Origin of the sequence: Novosphingobium sp. (assembly GCF_037133355.1) — a bacterium.
Taxonomy (GTDB): Bacteria; Pseudomonadota; Alphaproteobacteria; order Sphingomonadales; family Sphingomonadaceae; genus Novosphingobium.
The window spans coordinates 59,609-78,924 of record NZ_JBAXOI010000011.1; the positions used below are offsets into that span (position 1 = coordinate 59,609).

The 19,316-nt window shown below is 65.8% G+C and carries 18 protein-coding genes; 10 read left to right on the forward strand and 8 right to left on the reverse strand.

Annotated elements, in window-relative coordinates; all coding sequences use genetic code 11:
• The first annotated feature begins 8 nt into the window (after nt 1-8).
• From WCL10_RS12355 to WCL10_RS12390, 8 genes are all read left to right on the forward strand, one after another.
• Complete coding sequence (locus tag WCL10_RS12355) at nt 9-281, forward strand: sarcosine oxidase subunit delta (protein WP_336895950.1); 273 nt, start codon at nt 9-11, stop codon at nt 279-281.
• Nucleotides 278-3,142: a glycine cleavage T C-terminal barrel domain-containing protein gene (locus WCL10_RS12360; RefSeq protein WP_336895951.1), complete on the forward strand. Its 2,865-nt coding sequence runs from the start codon at nt 278-280 to the stop codon at nt 3,140-3,142. Before WCL10_RS12355 ends, WCL10_RS12360 begins: the two co-directional genes overlap by 4 nt.
• Nucleotides 3,135-3,665, forward strand: coding sequence for a sarcosine oxidase subunit gamma family protein (locus WCL10_RS12365; protein WP_336895952.1), 531 nt, complete (start codon nt 3,135-3,137; stop codon nt 3,663-3,665). The genes WCL10_RS12360 and WCL10_RS12365 overlap by 8 nt, the downstream gene beginning before the upstream one ends.
• Nucleotides 3,662-4,171, forward strand: a complete 510-nt coding sequence (locus WCL10_RS12370; protein WP_336895953.1) for a prolyl-tRNA synthetase associated domain-containing protein — start codon at nt 3,662-3,664, stop codon at nt 4,169-4,171. Before WCL10_RS12365 ends, WCL10_RS12370 begins: the two co-directional genes overlap by 4 nt.
• On the forward strand, nt 4,168-5,544 hold the full coding sequence (locus tag WCL10_RS12375; RefSeq protein ID WP_336895954.1) for an L-serine ammonia-lyase: 1,377 nt from the start codon (nt 4,168-4,170) through the stop codon (nt 5,542-5,544). Before WCL10_RS12370 ends, WCL10_RS12375 begins: the two co-directional genes overlap by 4 nt.
• 233 nt (nt 5,545-5,777) lie before the next feature.
• Nucleotides 5,778-7,532 carry an amidohydrolase gene (locus WCL10_RS12380; RefSeq protein WP_336895955.1) on the forward strand — a complete coding sequence of 585 codons (1,755 nt, stop codon included), beginning with the start codon at nt 5,778-5,780 and terminating at the stop codon, nt 7,530-7,532.
• A gap of 106 nt (nt 7,533-7,638) precedes the next feature.
• The gene (glpK, locus tag WCL10_RS12385; RefSeq protein ID WP_336895956.1) at nt 7,639-9,123 is read left to right on the forward strand and encodes a glycerol kinase GlpK; all 1,485 of its coding nucleotides are present in this window, start codon (nt 7,639-7,641) and stop codon (nt 9,121-9,123) included.
• A 187-nt stretch (nt 9,124-9,310) separates the two neighbouring features.
• Nucleotides 9,311-10,123: a DUF6454 family protein gene (locus tag WCL10_RS12390; protein ID WP_336895957.1), complete on the forward strand. Its 813-nt coding sequence runs from the start codon at nt 9,311-9,313 to the stop codon at nt 10,121-10,123.
• A gap of 4 nt (nt 10,124-10,127) precedes the next feature.
• On the opposite strand, the gene WCL10_RS12395 is transcribed toward WCL10_RS12390, so the two are convergent.
• From WCL10_RS12395 to WCL10_RS12430, 8 genes are all read right to left on the reverse strand, one after another.
• Entirely contained in the window at nt 10,128-10,730 is a 603-nt protein-coding gene (locus tag WCL10_RS12395) for an NTP transferase domain-containing protein (protein ID WP_336895958.1), read from the reverse strand.
• Nucleotides 10,699-11,682, reverse strand: a complete 984-nt coding sequence (locus WCL10_RS12400; RefSeq protein ID WP_336895959.1) for an XdhC family protein — start codon at nt 11,680-11,682, stop codon at nt 10,699-10,701. The genes WCL10_RS12395 and WCL10_RS12400 overlap by 32 nt, the downstream gene beginning before the upstream one ends.
• Nucleotides 11,683-11,695: 13 nt before the next feature.
• Nucleotides 11,696-12,235: a cytochrome C gene (locus tag WCL10_RS12405; RefSeq protein WP_336895960.1), complete on the reverse strand. Its 540-nt coding sequence runs from the start codon at nt 12,233-12,235 to the stop codon at nt 11,696-11,698.
• A gap of 55 nt (nt 12,236-12,290) precedes the next feature.
• A complete protein-coding gene (locus tag WCL10_RS12410) occupies nt 12,291-12,833 on the reverse strand; it encodes a methylamine dehydrogenase light chain (protein ID WP_336895961.1) in 543 nt (180 codons plus the stop codon).
• 55 nt (nt 12,834-12,888) lie between these two features.
• Nucleotides 12,889-13,491, reverse strand: a complete 603-nt coding sequence (locus tag WCL10_RS12415) for a methylamine utilization protein MauD (RefSeq protein WP_336895962.1) — start codon at nt 13,489-13,491, stop codon at nt 12,889-12,891.
• A gap of 3 nt (nt 13,492-13,494) precedes the next feature.
• A complete protein-coding gene (locus tag WCL10_RS12420) occupies nt 13,495-14,070 on the reverse strand; it encodes a MauE/DoxX family redox-associated membrane protein (protein WP_336895963.1) in 576 nt (191 codons plus the stop codon).
• On the reverse strand, nt 14,067-15,263 hold the full coding sequence (locus WCL10_RS12425; protein WP_336895964.1) for an amine dehydrogenase large subunit: 1,197 nt from the start codon (nt 15,261-15,263) through the stop codon (nt 14,067-14,069). The genes WCL10_RS12420 and WCL10_RS12425 overlap by 4 nt, the downstream gene beginning before the upstream one ends.
• 223 nt (nt 15,264-15,486) lie before the next feature.
• The gene (locus tag WCL10_RS12430) at nt 15,487-16,191 is read right to left on the reverse strand and encodes a TetR family transcriptional regulator C-terminal domain-containing protein (RefSeq protein ID WP_336895965.1); all 705 of its coding nucleotides are present in this window, start codon (nt 16,189-16,191) and stop codon (nt 15,487-15,489) included.
• A gap of 279 nt (nt 16,192-16,470) precedes the next feature.
• Here WCL10_RS12430 and WCL10_RS12435 point away from each other — a divergent pair, with 279 nt between their 5' ends.
• Both WCL10_RS12435 and WCL10_RS12440 read left to right on the forward strand, forming a co-directional pair.
• Complete coding sequence (locus tag WCL10_RS12435) at nt 16,471-16,944, forward strand: (2Fe-2S)-binding protein (protein WP_336895966.1); 474 nt, start codon at nt 16,471-16,473, stop codon at nt 16,942-16,944.
• Nucleotides 16,941-19,124 (forward strand): molybdopterin cofactor-binding domain-containing protein, encoded by a 2,184-nt coding sequence (locus WCL10_RS12440; RefSeq protein ID WP_336895967.1) that lies wholly within the window; start codon nt 16,941-16,943, stop codon nt 19,122-19,124. The genes WCL10_RS12435 and WCL10_RS12440 overlap by 4 nt, the downstream gene beginning before the upstream one ends.
• Nucleotides 19,125-19,316: the final 192 nt, after the last annotated feature.

A 19,316-nucleotide genomic window follows, 5' to 3' on the forward strand; every position in this document is an offset into this window, starting at 1 on the left:
CACGAGACATGCTGCTGATTCACTGCCCCTATTGCGAAGAGGCGCGGCCCGAGGTCGAGTTCGTCTATGGCGGCGAGGCGCATATCGCGCGGCCCGTCGATCCTTCGACCTATTCGGACGCCGAGTGGGAAAAGCTCCTCTACATCCGCAACAACCCGCGCGGGCGGCACCATGAGCGCTGGCGGCACACGCATGGCTGCGGGCGCTTCTTCAATGCGGTGCGCGATACGGTGACGGACGTTTTTGAAACAACCTACAAGGCCGGGGAGCCGCGCCGATGAGCGGTTTCCGGTTGGCAGACGGCGGGCGGATCGACCGCCGCACGAAGCGCAATTTCACCTTCGATGGCAAGGCCCGCTGGGGCTATGCCGGGGACAGCCTCGCCTCCGCGCTGCTGGCGCAGGGGCAGATGCTGTTCGGGCGTTCGTTCAAGTATCACCGGCCGCGCGGCATTCTGGGCGCGGGCGTGGAAGAGCCCAATGCGCTGGTGACGGTGGATCGCGGCCCGGGCCGGGTAACGCCGAACCTGCGCGCGCCTTCGGTGGCGCTGCATGACGGCCTCAAGGCAACCAGCCAGAACCGCTTTCCGACGCTCAAGACAGACCTGATCGCGGTCAACAACGTCTTTTCCGCCTTCTTCCCGGCGGGGTTCTACAACAAGACCTTCATGTGGCCGCGCGCGGCATGGGAGAAGGTCTACGAGCCGATCATCCGCCGCCTTGCGGGTCTGGGTGACAGCCCGACAACGCGCGATCCCGATCACTATGACGCGACTTATGCGCATTGCGAAACGCTGGTCGTCGGCGCGGGGCCCGCGGGCATTGCTGCCGCGCTGGAAGCGGCAGCCAATGGCGGCCGGGTGTTCCTGATCGATGAGCAGGAAGAGATCGGCGGCGGCGCGCTCAGCGATCCGGCGCAGTGGGCGTGGCTGGCCGAAGCCTCGGCCAAGCTGGCGGCGATGGACAACGTTACCGTCCTCTCGCGCACGACGGCAATCGGCCACTATCACCAGAACTTCGTCGTCGCGGCCGAGCGGCTGACCGACCATCTGCCGGTGGACGGGGCGCATGGCCCCCGCGAGAAACTGTGGCGCATCCGCGCGGGCGAAGTCGTTCTCGCCATGGGCGCGATCGAGCGGCCGCTGGTGTTTGAGGGCAACGATGTGCCCGGCGTGATGCTCGCGAGCGCAGCGAAGACCTTTGCGCTGCGCTATGGCGTTGCGGTGGGGCGCAAGGTCGTGGTCATGGCGGTGCATGACAGTGGTTGGCGCGATGCGCTCGCGCTTCATGCGGTGGGCGTGCCGATTGCGGCAATTGTCGACATCCGGCGCGATGTTGCGGCAGACCTGATCGAAGGCGCGCGTGCGGCGCGGATCGCCTGCTATCAGGGCTATGCGGTGACGGGTGTTTCCGGTGGCCAGGCGGTGAACGGCGTGACGATAGCGCTCGCGGGCGTCGGCAAGGGCCAGAAGCTGGAATGCGACGCCATGCTGATGGCTGGCGGCTGGACGCCCACGGTCCACCTCTGGAGCCACGCCAAGGGCACGCTGCGCTGGGATGAAAACTGGGGCGCGTTCCTGCCTGACAAGACGCATGAGAACCTGCGCTGCGTCGGTGCCTGCGCGGGCGATTGGGACTTCGGCAAGGGCCTCTCCGTCGGGCTGCTGCCCGCGCCAAAGCCGCTGCATGAAAGCAAGGCCTTCGTCGATTTTCAGAACGACGTGAAGGCGCGCGATATCGGTCTGGCGGTGCAGGAGGGCTTCCGCTCGATCGAGCACATCAAGCGCTACACCACCAACGGCATGGCGACCGATCAGGGCAAGACCTCGAACCTCAATGGTTTGCAGATCGCCTCGGGCGTGCTCTCGCGGCCGGTCACCGAGATCGGCCTGACGACGTTCCGCCCGCCTTACACACCGCAGAGCTTCGGCGCGATGCTGGGGCATCACAAGGAGGCGCTGTTCCAGCCCTTGCGCAAGACGGCGATCGACGACTGGGCGGCGGATCACGACGCGGTCTACGAGAACGTCGCGCAGTGGCGGCGTGCGCGGTACTTCCCGCAGGGCAGCGAGGACATGAACGCAGCGGTCGCGCGCGAGTGCCGCACGGTGCGCTCTGCGGTCGGCGTGTTCGATGCCTCGACGCTCGGCAAGATCGAGGTAGTCGGTCCTGATGCGGCGGAATTTCTCAACCGCATGTACACGAACCCGTGGAAGTCGCTGGAGCCGGGTCGGTGCCGCTACGGCCTGCTGCTGGGCGAGCATGGGTTCATCATCGACGACGGCGTTTCGGCGCGGCTTGCGCCAGACCGCTTCCACCTGACGACCACCACCGGCGGCGCAGCGCGCGTGCTGAACATGATGGAGGACTACCTCCAGACCGAGTGGTCGGACCTCGATGTCTGGCTCACCAGCACGACCGAGCAGTGGTCCGTGATCGCGGTGCAGGGCCCCAAGGCCCGCCGGGTGATCGCGCCGCTGGTCGAGGGGATCGACCTTTCGCCGGAAGCGTTCCCGCATATGTCGGTGCGCGAGGGTCATATCTGCGGCGTGGAAACGCGGCTGTTCCGTGTGAGCTTCACCGGCGAACTGGGCTTCGAAGTCAATGTGCCGGCCGAGCATGGCCGCATGGTGTGGGAAGCGATCTGGGCCGAGGGGCAGAAGCACGGCGCAGTCGCCTACGGCACCGAGACGATGCACGTGCTGCGCGCCGAGAAGGGCTTCATCATCGTCGGGCAGGATACCGACGGGACGGTGACGCCGGACGATGCCGGCCTTGGCTGGGCGGTCGGCAAGAAGAAGCCCGATTTCGTCGGCAAGCGCTCGCTGGCGCGGCCCGATATCGTCGCGCCGGGGCGCAAGCAGCTGGTGGGCTTGCTCACCGATGATCCGCAGGCGGTGCTGGAGGAAGGCGCGCAGATTGTGGCCGATCCCAATCAGCCCGTGCCGATGAAGATGATCGGGCATGTGACGTCATCCTATCACAGCGCGACGCTCGGCCGCTCCATCGCGATGGCGTTGGTGGCTGGTGGCCGCGACCGGATGGGCGAGACGTTGCACATTCCGATGCCGGGCGGCGTGATCAGCGCCAAGGTCGTCGCGCCGATGTTCTATGATGCCGAAGGGAGCCGCCTGAATGGTTGAGATCGCAGAAATCGCGGTTTCGGCGGCAGAGCTGAAGCTGGGCACAGAGCCGGTTGAGGCTGCGGGCGTGCGGGTGTCGCTGGCGGACGGCAAGGTCCGCTATTCGATGCGCGCGCGCGATCCGGCGGTGCTGGAGGGCGTGCTGGGGCGTTCGCTTCCCCGCAAGATCGGCGACACTGATGCGGGCATCGCCTGCCTTGGGCCGGACGAATGGTATGTCGTGCTGCCCGATAACTTCGACCTGCCACGCGGTGAGGGGCTGCCAGTCAGCGTGGTCGATGTGTCCTCGCGCGCGCTCGGCCTCGTCCTCGAAGGCCCGGGCGCTCTGGCGGTGCTTTCCAGCGGCTGCCCGCTGGATCTGGCGAAGATGAGCGTCGACCGCGCAACGCGGACGGTGTTCGAGACCGTGGAGATCGTGGTCTGGCGCGAGGCGGAGGACCGCTGGCATGTGGAAGTCTGGCGCAGCTTTGCGACCTGGCTGTGGCATGCGTTTGTTGCCGCGATGCATGGGTCGGCGAAATGAGTGATGCAGCGCTGAAGGAGGAGCTGGCCTATCTTGGGATTGAGTGGTCAATTCTCGAGCATGAGGCTGTTTTCACTGTTGAGGAAAGCCTTGCCATCCATGATGCGCTGCCGGGTGGGCACACCAAGAACCTGTTCCTCAAGGATAGCGGCGGCCAATTTTGGCTGGTGACGGTCGAGCATTCCAAGCGTGTCGATCTGAAAGCGCTGGCCGGAGCGATCGGCGCGAAGAAGCTGAGCTTCGGAAAGGCCGAAGACATGACGGCCCACCTCGGCGTAACTCCCGGCTCGGTCACACCGCTTGGCGTCAGGTGTGACATCTTGAACGAGGTGCGGGTCGTGCTGGACGAGGACCTCGCCGCGGAAGACATGGTGTACGTCCATCCGATGCGCAACACGGCAACAATCGGCTTATCCGGGGCCGATCTGCTGCGTGTTCTGGACTACTACAAGCACGAGCCGCTGATCGCCGCCATCCCGGAGCGGGCTCCGGCCGATCCGGCATGACTGTCTCGACCTTCGAGCTGTTCAAGATCGGCATCGGGCCTTCGAGCTCGCATACCGTAGGGCCGATGGTCGCGGCGCGGCGGTTCGGGCTGCTGCTGGAAGAGCGCGGGCTGCTGGCCGGCACGCGCCGGGTCGAGGTAGATCTCTACGGCTCGCTGGCGCTCACGGGGAAGGGGCATGCCTCCGATACTGCGGTGCTGCTGGGGCTGATGGGCGAGACGCCGTCGGTGATCGATATCGATGCGGCGCCCGCGAAAATCGAAGCCGTCCATGCTGCCGGGCAGATCGATCTGCTCGGCCATCACCGTGTGCGGTTCGCGCCTGCCGACGATCTCCATTTCCATCAGCGCGAGCGGCAGCCGTTCCACAGCAATGCCATGGCGCTGACGGCGTTCGGGGCGGATGACAGCGTGCTGCTGCGGCGGTTCTACTATTCGGTGGGCGGCGGTTTCGTGCTCGACGAGGACGAGGCGGGCCGCAATGCACCTGCAGGCGATACCGCGCCGGTCCCATACCCCTTCACCACCGGCGATGAACTTGTCGCCATGGCAGGTGAGGCCAGGCTTTCGATTGCCGACCTCATGCTGGCGAACGAGACGGCGCTGCGCCCGCTTGCCGAAGTGGAGGCAGGGCTCGATCTGCTCGCCGATACGATGGCGGCCTGTATCGATCGCGGCACATCGCAGGGCGGGGTGCTGCCGGGCGGCCTCAGGGTAAAGCGCCGGGCCCAGGCCATCGCGGCGGAACTGGTCGCGCGCCAGCAGGCAGCGCTGAGCGATCCGCTGGTGGTGCTCGACTGGATCAACCTCTGGGCCATGGCAGTCAATGAGGAGAACGCGGCAGGCGGCCGTGTGGTGACCGCGCCGACCAATGGCGCGGCGGGGATCATCCCGGCGGTGCTGCGCTATTACGAGCGCTGCTATCGCGGCGACACGGCCGGGCGGCGCGTGTTCCTACTGACGGCAGCGGCCATCGGCGCGCTGTACAAGCGCAATGCCTCGATCTCGGGCGCCGAAGTCGGCTGTCAGGGCGAAGTCGGCGTCGCCTGTTCGATGGCGGCGGCGGGGCTGACGGCGGTGCTGGGCGGCACCAACGCGCAGATCGAGAACGCCGCCGAAATCGGCATGGAGCACAATCTCGGGCTCACCTGCGATCCGGTCGGCGGCCTTGTCCAGATCCCCTGCATCGAACGCAATGCGATGGGCGCGGTGAAGGCGATCGATGCCTCGCGCCTCGCGCTGCTGGGCGATGGGCAGCATATGGTCAGCCTCGACAAAGTGATCGAGACGATGCGCCAGACCGGTTTCGACATGCGCGACAAGTACAAGGAAACCTCGCAGGGCGGGCTCGCGGTCAACGTCGTCGAGTGCTGAGGGTTGCTCTGGTCCGGGACCGCAGTTGATGACATTCTCAACGCATCTGCTCCCGTCATTTCGTCATTGCGAGCGTAGCGAAGCAATCCAGAGCCGTCGTGTTCTGCCGCTCTGGATTGCTTCGCTACGCTCGCAATGACGATGGTGGGGATAAAGTTCCAACCTGGGGATTCGACAGCGTGCAGCCTGCTTGATACGACTTAGGACAAATGTTCAGGGTTGGGGGTAACGACATGGCTGTTTCGCGCATCGGCAAGGGGCTTTGGAGCGGACTGATTGCGGCGACACTGGCGCTGCCGGCGGGCAATGCCTGGGCCAAGGAAGCGGTCGACCTCATTCTCCACCACGCCCAGGTCATCACGGTAGACCGGGCCTTCACGCTGAAGACGGCGGTGGCGGTGAAAGGCGAACGTATTGTCGCGGTGGGCGGCGAGGAGCTGCTTGAGGCTTATTCGGCGCCCAAGATGATCGATCTCGGCGGGCGCACCCTGATGCCCGGCTTCACCGATACGCACGTCCACCCCAAGCCCGTTTCGCCCAATGATATCGCGGTGGAAACCGCCAAGAGCATTACCGAAGTACAGGCCATGCTGCGCGCCAAGGCGAAGCAGCTGGGGCCGGGCAAGTGGATCACCGGCTATGGCTGGCAGGAATCGAACTTTGCCGAGAAGCGCAACTTGTCGCGCGCCGATCTTGATGCGGCGGCGCCGAACAATCCGGTCGCCTTGCTGCGCGCCGGTTCGCACTCGGCTGCCTACAATTCGGCGGCGTTCAAGATCGCCAAAGTGGACCGCAACACGCCCGATCCCGCCACCGGCCTGATCGAGCATGACGCTGCGGGGGAACTCAGCGGCATCATCCGCGAGCGCATGGACATTGTTTCGAAGTTCATTCCCGATCCCGGCTGGGCGGCAATGCGCGGGCCGACGATCACCTGGCTCAAGGAGATGCTCGCGCTGGGTATCACCAGCCTCCACGATGCCAGCGGCACCATCGACGACGAGCCCGCTGACAAGGGCGGCACTACCAGCAAGGACCTCGATCCGCTGTGGGGCCAGTCCAACATGACCTGGAAGCGCGCGAGAGAGATCTACGCGGCGATGGGCAATGAGCTGCCGCGCATCACGATGTATATCATCCATCCCGGCGCCGAGCGGCTCAAGGCCTTCCCCTATCACACCGGTTATGGCGACAATCACCTGCGGCTCGGCGCGATTGGCGAGAACGCGGTCGACGGCGGATTCACAGGGCCGACTGCATGGCTGCTGGCGGACTACAAGGGCCAACCGGGCTTTCGCGGCAAGGGCCGCTTTACCGACGCGCAGCTGCAGGAACTGGTCGACAGTGCGGCCAAGCTGGGCTGGCAGATGGGCCTTCATGCCATCGGCGATGCCGCCATCGTCCAGACGATCAAGGCCTATCACAATGCGCTGACCACGATCCCCGATCCCGCGCATGGCCCCAACGACCGGCGCTGGTTCACCGACCATTTCACGATCATGCCGCCCGACGACACCATGGCGACGATGGCGCAGGATCACGTGATGATCGCGCAGCAGCCCAACTTCCTCTACAATCTCGATGATCGCTATTCCGCGCTGCTCGACGATTGGCGGCTGGCGCACAACAACGCAATTTCCACCCCGGTCAAGAAATTCGGCCTGTTCATGGCTTTCAGCAGCGACAATCTGCCGATTGGTCCGCTTGTCGGGCTCTATGCCGCCGTTACTCGCAAGGGGCCGACCGGCGCGGTGCGCGGGGCGGAGGAAGCCGTGTCCCGCCAGGAGGCGATCCGGATGTACACCGCGAACGGGCCTTATCTCTCGTGGGAGGAGAACGAGAAGGGCACCCTCGAGGCTGGCAAGCTGGCGGACATGATCGTGTTGCCCTTCGATCCGCTGACCGCGCCGGAGGAGACATTCCTCACCGGCAAGGTCGACATGACCTTCCTCGGCGGGAAGCTCGTCTACAAGCGCGCGGGCAAATAGGGACCGCGCGGTTCGGCCAATATCAAAATTCTATGGCCATCGCGCAAAGGGTGCTTCCGGTCTGGCCCGCAATTCCGCAGAGAATGGCAGGTAAAGGAGAGATCCCATGCAGGCACCCTATATCCTGGCGCTCGATCAGGGCACGACCTCGACCCGCTGCATCGTGTTCGATGCGGCGGCCACGCCCGTAGCCGTTGCGCAGCGCGAATTTGCGCAGCACTATCCGGCTTCGGGCTGGGTCGAGCATGATCTCGAGGACATCTGGCAGGATGCCGTCACGGTGCTCCGAGATGCGGTCGCCAAAGCCGGGATTGACGTGGCCGATATTGCTGCGATCGGCATCACCAACCAGCGCGAAACCGTGGCGGTATGGGAGCGCGCAAGCGGCAAGCCGGTTCACCGCGCGATCGTGTGGCAGGACCGGCGCACCGCCGATACCTGTGCAAGGCTCAAGGCGGACGGGGCCGAGCCGCTGTTCGCCGCCAAGACTGGCCTTCTGCTCGATCCCTATTTCTCGGGCACCAAGCTTGCGTGGATTCTCGACGAAGTCGTCGGCGCGCGCGCGGCGGCGGAGCGGGGCGAGCTCGCCTTCGGCACCATCGATTGCTTCCTCCTCTCGCGCCTTACGCGCGGCAAGGTCCATGCGACCGATCCGACCAATGCCTCGCGCACCTTGATGTTCGATATCGGCGCGCAGGCTTGGGACGAGGAGCTTCTTCGCCTGCTGCGCGTGCCGGCCTCGGTGCTTCCCGAAGTTCACGACAATTCGTACATCTTCGGTGAATCCGATCCCGCGATCCTCGGCCGCGCGATCCCGATCGCCGGCATGGCTGGCGACCAGCAGGCGGCCCTTTTCGGGCAGGCCTGCTTCCGTCCGGGCATGACCAAATCGACCTATGGTACCGGCGCCTTTGCGCTCATGAACATCGGCGGCAAGCCCATCGCCTCTAAGAGCCGCATGCTGACGACCGTGGCGTACCGCCTGAACGGGCAGCCGACCTATGCGCTCGAAGGCGCGATCTTCGTGGCCGGGGCGGCGGTCAAGTGGCTGCGCGACGGCCTCAAGATCATCACTCACGCCTCCGATACCCAGGATATGGCAGTGCGCGTGCCTGACAATCACGGCGTCTATATGGTCCCCGCCTTCGTGGGCCTCGGCGCGCCGCACTGGGACCCCGATGCGCGGGGGCTGATCTGCGGGCTCACGCTCGATGCGGGTCAGGCGCATATCGCCCGTGCCGCACTCGAATCAGTCGCCTACCAGACGCTCGACCTGATCAACGCGATGCGCGAGGATGCCGGGCCCGATGCCCCGGCGCTGAGGATCGATGGCGGCATGGCGGCCAACGACTGGCTCGGCCAGTTCCTCGCCGACGTGCTGGTGGCACCGGTGGAGCGGCCGGTGAGCGTCGAGACGACTGCGCTGGGTGCAGCTTTCCTGGCGGGCCTCGCCACGGGCGTGTGGAGCGACCTTGACGCGCTGGAGCGCACCTGGGGCTGCGATCGCCGCTTTGATCCGGCAATGGACGCACAGCTGCGGTCCAGCCTGGTTGCCGGATGGCACAAGGCTGTGGCCCGCACGCTGCTCTGACGGCGGTGGGCGGGTGTTGCTTTTTAGACACACTTCTTGTGTCATATTGCTGCATCGCAGCGTGATCTGGGGATAAAGCGGGGCTTTATTGCAGATATCCGACAAATCCAGCGAACAGAAACCTTGCTGACTCAAATCAACGTCACCGGGGCGCCGAAACCCAAGGGCTTCGGAAAGCAACACGACGATGATCGGCAAGCTTTTTCGCACCGGCTTTGTAGCAATGCTTCATGCCATCTTCAGTCTTTCGGTCGCGGCCGCGCCCGGGCCGGATCCTGCACCGATGGAGCACGCAAGGCTTCTCGGCGCGCTTCAGCTTCAGGGTGAGGTGTTCCATGTGCAGGGCCTTGCGCTGGGCCCCACACGGATCTGGATCACCTCGGTCGATCACGGCACCAACAGGGCGTGGCTGCATGAGTTTGATCGCGCGACGGGCCGGTTCCTGCGGCGCCTCGAGCTGACCGACGGGGTGCGTTACCATCCCGGCGGTCTCTCGCTGTCGGGCGGTTCACTGTGGGTGCCGGTGGCGGAGATGAGGGCGAACAGCTCGGCCGTGCTGGTCGAGATCGACGCCGCGACGCTCACGGTGCGCCGCCGCATCGCGGTTGCCGATCACATCGGCTGCGTCGCGGCATCGGGCGACAGGCTGGTGGCGGGCAACTGGGACAGCCGGCTGCTCTATGAGATCGATCTGCGGCGCGGCGTGCCGGTGCGCGTTGTGCCCAATCCTTCCGCAACCCACTACCAGGACATGAAGTTCGTCGGCGAACAGCTGGTTGCCGGAGGAAACACCAGTTGGCTCAGCGGCACGGTGGATTGGATCGACACGCGCACCATGAAGCTCACGCGCAGCATCAAGGCTGGGTCGATCGGTCCGGTGCGGCCCTTCGGGCGCGGCGGGCCGTGGACCGGCGAGGGCATGGCGATCGAGGGGCGCGAGCTGTACGTTCTGCCTGAGGATGGCCCCAGCCGCGTGTTCCACTTCGAGCTGGACGCCTGAGGACTCAGGCGGCGAGCCAGGCTGCAGCGCGGGCCAAGTCTTCGGGCGTATCCACATCGAGCGCGAGCATGGGGTCAAGTGCCACGGCGGCCGCACCGTTGAGCCGCGCCGCGCCGCCGCGATCGCCCGCCAGCGCCGTCAGGGCGGCGAAGTGGCGCGCGCCGAAGATCGCAGGGGGCATGATCGTGCCTTGCGCCTCCGTCGCGATGCGGTCCCCATCGAACGCGGCAACGAGCGCGCGGATGTGCTCCGCAGGCACGAGCGGCATGTCCGCCAGCGCGACCAGCACCGCGCGCGCACCGTCGGCCTGCGCGGCAGCGACGCCGAGCGCTAGCGAGCGCGATTGGGGGGCGCCAGGCGGATCGAGCGGCACTGCACGATAACCGAGCTCCGACAGATCAGGCACGTCCGGGCCGATAACGGCGAGGCGAAACGCAAATGGGAGCGCGCCGAGCATGGCGGCGGCATGGTGCGCGAGCGGATGTCCGGCGAGCGGTGCCTTTAGCTTACCCCCACCGAAGCGCGTGCCTTGCCCGCCAGCGAGCAGGACCAGCGCCAGACCGGCAAAGCCTGGTTCAGCGGCGGCTGGGCACACGGGGGGCGGCATCGGGCCGGGCGCTGCTGCCCGGCGCGCGGCCGCTCCACCCGGGCAGGCCAGCGCAGGCCTGATAGTCCTGCACCAGTTCGCCCAGGATCGAGAGGGCGAGTGTCGCCGGATCACGCGTCGCGGGAATGAGGCCGATCCCGCCGCGCAAGGCATCAAGCCGGGCCTGCGGGATGCCCATCGACTGGAGCCCTTCAAGCCGGGCGCGGTGCGTGCGCGCGCTGCCTACGGCGCCGTGATAGTAGCCCTCCTGCGCCAGCGCGTGGGGAAGCAGCAGCTCCTCCCAGTCGTGATCGTGGAACAGGAAGACGAAAGCGGTCCACGGATCGCCCGCCAAAGCTGGCAGAGCGGTGCGGCTGGCAATCAGGTTCACCCCCGGCTCTGCGGCTGCGTGGTGATCACTGGCAGGTGCATAGGCCTCGACAGCGAGGCCATAAGCGCGGGCGAGGCGGACAAGTGCGGTGAGGTCCTCACCATGGCCTAGCGCGACCAGCCGAAGCGGCGGGGCAAAGCCGCGCAGAAAACCGGAGGCGCCGGGCGCATCGGCCCATGCAAGGCCGCTCTCGCCAATTCGCAGCGAAGCCGAGCCGCGCTGGTCCAGCCGGGTAAGAACGTCGGCCAGGAGTGCGGTGTCGGGGCGCGGCGTGAACTGAAGATCGATGCCGCCACCGCAGGGCAGGCGGATATCGAGATAAGGTGAGCCGACGCCGTAGCGCACCGTGCGGCCCTGATTTGCCGCCAGAGTCTCCAGCGCTTCGGCGATCACCGCCGCCTCGATGCAGCCTCCGGAGAACGAGCCGGCATGGCGGCCATCGGCGAGCACTGCCATCTGCGCGCCGACCCCGCGCGAGGAAGCGCCTTCGATGCCGGTGAGGGTGACAAGGACGCCATCGACATTGTCCGCCGCGCCCGAGACGAGCAGGCCGAGAATGCTGCGATCATCGTGCGCAATCACGCGCGGACGCCCCTCATTGCGCCGAGCCGGGGAATTGCAGCCGCAGCGAGGCAGGCGCGCGGCACTTGCGGATCGCCTCATTCGCCAGCCGCAGCCGCTCTGCGGCGAGTGAGCCGCTGGTGAGCGGGAACTGCCGCTCGCGGGTCACTTCATCAGCAGTGAAGGGTTTGGTACCCGCAGGCGCACTCTTGCCGCCGAGCACGAAGACCACGTAGTTCATGAGGTCGGCCAGCTGGGCATTGTCGGTCAGCCGGCTGTGCGCAACATTGGGCAGGCGCAGCAGATAGGCGCGCGATTCCGGCGTGCACATGAACCAGCCGACGCGGTCCTTGATTTCAGGCAGATGCGCCGGGACCGTCGAGCCGCGCACCCCGTGACAACCGGCGCACTGCTCGATGAAATCGCTCTGCGCGAGTTCCGGATCCTGCATCATCGGGCGCACGGCCGCAGGGATATCAGGCGAATGATTGTCCGGCTCGGCCGCGCGGAGCGTGCTGAGTGACAGCGCACCGAGCAGGGCAGCGGCGGCGATCAGGACTGCGCTTGTCTTCATGCGCTTGCTCATAGCCCTGTCTGCCGCGCCCTGAAACCCCCGGACCGCCCGAATGTCAGGCCGTACCGACGAGTACGGCAGTCGAGCAGTGGTACTCCATGCTCGTCGTGCCGAAGCACCAGATCACGTCGTTGTTGAGCTGCGGCACGTAAAGCTGCGTCTCGCGGTCAGTGCCGTCGCAATCGCACTTGTTGCAGTAGGCCTTGCCGCAGCAATCGCGGTAGGCGATCAGATAGGCGCGGCCGTCGTCGGGATTGATGCAGGTGCCCACCCACGAAACCGGCGAGTGCTCGGCGCCCGGAGGGCAGCGATTGACCGCGCCGCCGCAGCACGAGCACAGCGAGCCGTCGATCGCGCAATAGCGCCAGTACGTGCACTTGGTGTCGTCCGTCGACTGCGCGTTGCGGGCGAAGGTCGTCTTCGCCTCGGGCGAGCGGTCGGGCTTTGCCGCACTCGCGCGGCTGACCGGGAGAAGCGGGAAGGCAGGCGCTGCGACGAGGGCGAGGCCGAGCCGGGCGAGAATGCCGCGGCGCGAGGTCCCGCCGGCAAAGCGGCGGAGCAGCTTTTCGCCCATGGCGTCGGGATTGAAGGTCTTCATGAGCTTGTCCCCTGTTATGCGCTGGAACCGTGTTCGTTGAAATGAATGAGGGCGATCAGTTTGCGACAGCCTTGAGCTTGCCGATGTAGTCCTGCACCGAGCCGATGCCCATTTCATGGGCGATGACCAGGCTTTCGAGGTGCTCCCGGCTGTTGACGAGCCCCTTCGAGAGAATGGTGCCATGCTCGTCCATCAAAACCGCATAAGGCAGCTTGGCCACTTCATAGGCCTGGCCGACATCGGGGCCATTGATGAACGGATAGGCGGCGAGACCTTGCTGCGCGATCATCTCGCGCTGCACCGAAACCTCATCGTCGCCGATGAAGATGAGTTGCACGCGCTCATCGCGGGCGAAGGACTTGGCCATCGGAATGAGGTTCTTGCACAGCGGGCAGGAGGCCGAGACGAACATCAGGAGCCGGAGCGGCACGCCGTGGAGGTGGCCGCCGACCGTTGTCTTGACCCCGTCGATGGTGGTGACCGGGATGGCGGCAGCACTGCTGCCGACCGCCGGGCCCGCCGCGGTGGTGAGGGCGCCGGCCGGAGCAACGCGCATGTGCAGCACGCCGACCTGCCGGGCGAGCGCCAGTACGGCGACCCCCAGCAGCAGGATCACGATCCAGGACAGAACCGTGGAGACGAGCAGGGAAAGCAGCATCGGTTACCTCCGCGGGGTGGCCAGCGGCGATGCCGCAAGCGCCCCGATGGCGTTGAAAAGCTGAACAATGACGAAGACCGCAAGGCCACCGGCAAAGGCGATCGCAAGCTCTGCCGTGCCGGGCGCGGGCACGGTGCCCGGGCTCAGCAGCGGCACGAGCAGCGCGGCGAGGACCAGATTGCGCGAAACCAGCAGCCAGCTCAGCTGCTGACGAAGTTGCGAGCGCCCGCAGCCGCAATCAATTTGGCTGCGTCCCCGCAGGATATTGATGCCCATGGCCGCCGCAAAGACGATCAGGAGCGCTATCGCCGCGAGTGCGGCCAGCCAGTGCCGGCTGAGCAAAAGGCCCGCGCCGACCATGATTTCCGCCGGAGCAAGTAGCAGCGCGGCGGGTGCAACAAGCGCCTCGGGCAAGAGGCGATAGTTGGCGATCACGCCGGACAACAGCTCGCGGTGGCGAAGTTTGGCCAGCGCGGCCTGGAGGAACACCAGTCCGACGCCCATCGCACCGGCAGCAGCGAGCACACCAAGCCCGGCTGTTCCGATGGCGCCAAAAGTGATGACCTCCGGAGCGCTCACTGCGGCTCGACCGTCCTGAGCACGCCGCCGGCCGACTTCTCGAGCTTGAACTTCTCTGCGCCGGTCTTGGCGTCGAGAATGTACAGAGCGCCGCTCTCGCCCGACAGAACGAGCTTGGGATTGGCTTCCTGCGTCACCGCGATGGCGCTGGCCGGATCCTCGAGCGGGATGCGCTTGACGACCTTCTTGGCCGCAACATCAAGTTCCCACACCTCGGTGCCGGGTTCCTTGTGTGTCCAGTATTCGCCGGGGTGCATCAGCACATAGGCATGGCCGGTGGCGAGATGCAGCGCGAGGCCCTGACGGGCGCCCGGGTACCAGTGGACGTCGAGCGGCTTGGTGTCGGCAGGTGATACGCCGGCGGCGGCCTGAATCGTGAAGGGGGCCGAAACAGTCGGCGTGGCGCCGAGTGCGGCAGTGAAGACCTGGCCGGTGTAGGTCAGGAACACGGCCTGCTTCTTGGCCTGATCGTAGCCGAAGTTGTCGAAGATCGGATCGTTCGTGGCCGAGAAGAACGGCGCCGTGCGGGTGATCTCCGGCTTGGCGCCACCGGTCTTGACCGTAGCGAGCGAGCCGTCGGAGCAGAGCGCCGAGAAGCCGACGCCCGGAACCGGCATCAGGCTGGCGCAGCCGGGCAGTTCGATCTTCTTGACGAACTTGCCCTTCGCCAGATCCACCATGTTGACCGACGAGGCCGGGTCAAGATTGTAGACATAGGCCGTCTTGCCCTCGTCACTGATGACGAAGTTGAACTTGCGGCCGCCGATCAGGATGCGTCCGGGAATGGTGATCTCGGTCTTGAGCTTGAGCGTCGCCGAATCATAGACCGTGATCATGTCCTGGCGCGTGCCGCGCCAACCCTTGGTCCAGATCGTTTCCGACACGTAGTAGGCCTTGCCAGCCGGATCGAGCGCGAGGTCGGACAGGGTCGAAGCTTCGACCATGCCGAGCATCTTGCCGGTCTCGGTATCGTAAATCGAGTTGCCGGGAACGACGAAGCCGCGCTCGACAAACACCCAGCTTGGCTTGGGTGCGGAAAGCGTGACCGCTTCGAGTTCCGGGTCGGTGGGCAGCGGATCGCTGGCCTGGGCAACCGAGGCGGTGCCGGCCAGAACCAGCGCGCATGCGGCGGCCGCCGTACGCCTGCCCATGGCGGAGAGCGATGATTTGCCCTGAACTTTCATCATCTTCATCTGGCCTGGCCCCTTTTGCCTGAAACGCATGAACCCAAGAGCACGATCGGTACCGCCGGTAGACCCCACGCCCCTGCCGGAACCCGGTTGAGAGGGGGCGGGCGAGGGCAAGCCGGCGCGCGTTGTGCGGTTGCGAGAAAGTTTTGACGAACGTCCAGTTTTAGTCAAGCGCTTTGTCCTGAAATTGTCGAAACATTGCAGGAGGCATCTTTGTGACCCCGGATCAGGCCTGCGGAGCAAGCTGCTCCGGCCGGATCTCGCGAGCCAGCGCGACAAGATGGTCTGCGGCAATCGCGGTGATCACAGGCATCTTGGCAGCCCATGGTTTCTCGAAGCCGAGGAATGGTGTTGTCCCTTCCATCGACGTGCTGATGTAGAGTGCAACGGTGTGCACTGCCTCGGGCGAGAGCGCCGGATTGAGTGCGGCAACCGCTTCTCCGATGAAATCGTGCACCCGCTGATAGAATGCGCGAACCCGGTCTGCGACGAAGGCGTTGTGGTTGGCCAGCGCCCAGAGTTCGGTGAACAGGCGCGTGGTGCGCTTGCCGGCGATATCATCGAGGCAGATCACGATGATCAGCCGCAAGCGCTCCTCGGCGCTGAGCTCGGGCTGACGCACGCGGCTCTCGAGGATCTTGTCATAGCTTTCGAGCAGCTCGTCGAGCATGATCTTGATGAGCATTTCCTTGCGCGGGAAATGATAGCTGACATTGCCGACCTTCATGCCGCTCGCGGTGGCGATTCGGCGGATGGTGAAAGCGCTCGCCCCCTCCTCGATCAGAACATCGTGCGCGGCCTTGAGAATCGCATCGACCGTTTCGGTGCCACGCGCATAAGTGCCGGGCCGCGGGCCAGAGACCATGGCCTCCTCGCCCTGAGGATCGGCCTCGCGCGGCATCGGCGCGAGCGTGGGGACATCGCCTGTCATCCCTTCGGCGTAGCACGCGCGGCCAACCCTCGCCAACCCCGACACCGGAACGCCCGCGCAGCGCAATGCGGCAACGCGGGCGGCAAATCGGCCTTGACGGATACTTGAAGATTGTACAAAATCCTTCTATTCAAATAAATTATTGAATTTATTGAGTTATTACTCGTTTTACACCGGAGGGATACGAGGCCGCTACCCGTCTGACCGGGCTAGCTCCAGAAATCCCCGCATTCGTCGTCCCGTGCGCCTCAGGCGCGCCGGCATCTCGAAAGGACCATCATGGCGATCTCGCTGACCGTGAACCGCAAGCCCCGGACCGTGGATGTCGAACCGGACAAGCCGCTGCTCTGGGTGCTGCGCGAGGATCTGGGCATGCCCGGCACCAAGTTCGGCTGCGGCGCAGGGCTTTGCGGGGCCTGCACCGTGATCCTGAACGGCGAGGCGGTGCGCTCTTGCCAGACGCCGCTCGCCGATGCGGCGGGCAAGCAGATCGTGACGATCGAGGGCGTGGCCGCGCTGCCGGTCGGCGCCAAGGTGGTCGAGGCGTGGACCGCGCTTGATGTGCCGCAGTGCGGCTATTGCCAGGCAGGGCAGATCATGTCGGCCACCGCGCTCCTTACCGCAACGCCGAAGCCCTCGGCCGACGAAGTGACCGCCGGAATGGCCGGAAACATTTGCCGCTGCGCCACTTACCTGCGCATCCAGAAAGCCATTGCCGAAGCCAGCAAGGCCATTGCCGGAGCCGCCGCATGAGCACGCTCGCAGTCAACCGCCGCTCGTTCCTCGTCGCCTCGCTGGCGAGCGGGGCAGCCCTTACGTTCGAGGCCAGGCTCGCGTTTGCGGCAACCGGCAAGGCCGAGCCCGCGATGCTCGGCGCCTTCATCACCATCGCGCCCGACAACACGGTCACGATCCTCGCCAAGAATCCCGAGATCGGGCAGGGCGTGAAAACCATGCTGCCGATGCTGATCGCCGAGGAACTCGACGTTGCGTGGAGCCAGGTGAAGATCCAGCAGGCCGACGAGAACCAGGACAAGTATGGTCCGCAATTCGCCGGCGGCAGCATGACCACACCGCTCAACTGGCTGCCCGCACGGCAGGCCGGGGCAGGCGCGCGGGCGATGCTCGTGGCCGCAGCGGCCCAGCAGTGGGGCGTTCCCGCCACGAGCCTGACGACGGGCGAGGGCATGGTGAAGCATGCCGCCAGCGGACGCTCGATCACCTATGCCGCGCTTGCGCCGGTCGCGGCAAAGATCGCTGCGCCCGATCTCGAGAAGGTGCCGCTGAAGTCGCCCAAGGATTTCAGGATCGTCGGCAAGGCGATGAAGGGCGTCGATACGCCCGCAATCGTGCGCGGCGAGCCGCTGTTCGGCATCGATGCCCATCCTGAAGGCATGCTCTATGCCGCCATGGTCAAATGTCCGGTGATCAGCGGGACGCTCAAGAGCTTCGACGACAGCGCGGTGCGCAAGGAGAAGGGCGTGCTGGCGGTGGTGGCTATCACTGACGGCGAGATCCCGGCGGGCAAGCACAATGCGGTGGCGGTGATTGGCGACAGCTGGTGGCGCGTGCACAAGGCGCGCGAGAAGCTGGCCGTCGAGTGGGAGACCGCCGGTTTCGACGGCTTCTCGACCGAGGGCTATACCGCGCAAGCCAAGGCGCTGCTGGGTGCCGCCCCGACCGCCGATCTGTTCAAGGCGGGCAATGCCGATGCGGCGCTTGCCAAGGCGGCCAAGGTGGTGACAGCGGACTACGCCTATCCCTTCCTCGCCCACGCCACGCTCGAGCCGCAGAACTGCACCGCGCTGTGGCATGCGGACGGCAAGCTCGAGTTCTGGGCGCCGACGCAGGATCCCGGCACTGCACGCGGCGATATCGCCAAGGTGCTGGGGATCGCTCCGGCCTCGATGACGATCCACATGACGCGTATCGGCGGCGGCTTCGGGCGGCGGCTGATGAGCGATTTCATGGTCCTCACCGCCTGCGTGGCGAAGGCCGTGCCGGGCCGTCCGGTCAAGCTGCTGTTTGACCGCACCGACGACATGCGCAACGACTACTACCGGCCTGCGGGTTGGCACCGCATGACGGCCGGGATTGATGCCGGCGGTGCGCTGGTGGCGCTGAAGGACCACTTCGTGACCTTCGGTGCGGGCGGGAAACCGGTGCGAGCCGCCGAAATGCGCGCGACCGAATTTCCCGGGCCGGTCTTGCCCGATGTGCATTTCGGAATGTCGTTCATCCCGACCAACCTCACCACGGGATGGCTTCGCGCGCCGACTTCGAATGCGGTGTCGTTCGTATTTCAGGGCTTCCTCGACGAAGTGGCCGAAGCGGCGGGCACCGACTTGCCCGAACTCATGCGCCGCACGCTCGGCGCGCAGCGTCAGCTGCCGCCCGAGCCGGATGACACGCCGTTCGACACCGGACGCGCGCGCGGCGTGATCGATGCCGTGTGCAAGTTCGCGGGCTGGACGGGCAAGCGTTCCGCCACCCCGGGCAAGGGGCGCGGATTCGGCTTCTACTTCAGCCACCGCGGCTATTTCGCCGAAGTGGTCGATCTCACCATTACCGATGGCAGCACGATCACGATCGACAAGGTCTGGGTCGCGGGCGATATCGGCAGCCAGGTGATCAATCCCCTGAACGCGGAGCACCAGATGCAAGGCGCGGTGATCGACGGCATCGCGCAGGCGCTGGTGTGGCAACCGATCGAGCAGAAGGCCGGTGCGGTGACGCAGGAAAACTTCGGCGATTTCCCGCTGATCCGCATCAACCAGACCCCGGGCGAAGTGGCGATCACCTGGGTGGTGACCGACAATCCGCCGACCGGCCTTGGCGAACCGACCCTCCCGCCCGTGATCCCGGCCATTGCCAATGCCATCCGCGACGCCACTGGCAAGCGGTTGCGCAATCTGCCGATGTCTCTGGCGTGATCTGATCCGGGCGCAGGCCTGATACTTCAAGGCCCCTCCCGTGCCGCGGGAGGGGCCTTTCTCATGTCTGGCCCATACACCTTCGTCATTCCCGCGCAGGCGAGAATCCCGAGCCGCCAAGCCTGCGTTGTCCGTATGGATTCCCGCCAGCGCGGGAATGACGAGGCGGTAGGGGAATGATGATGAGGATGT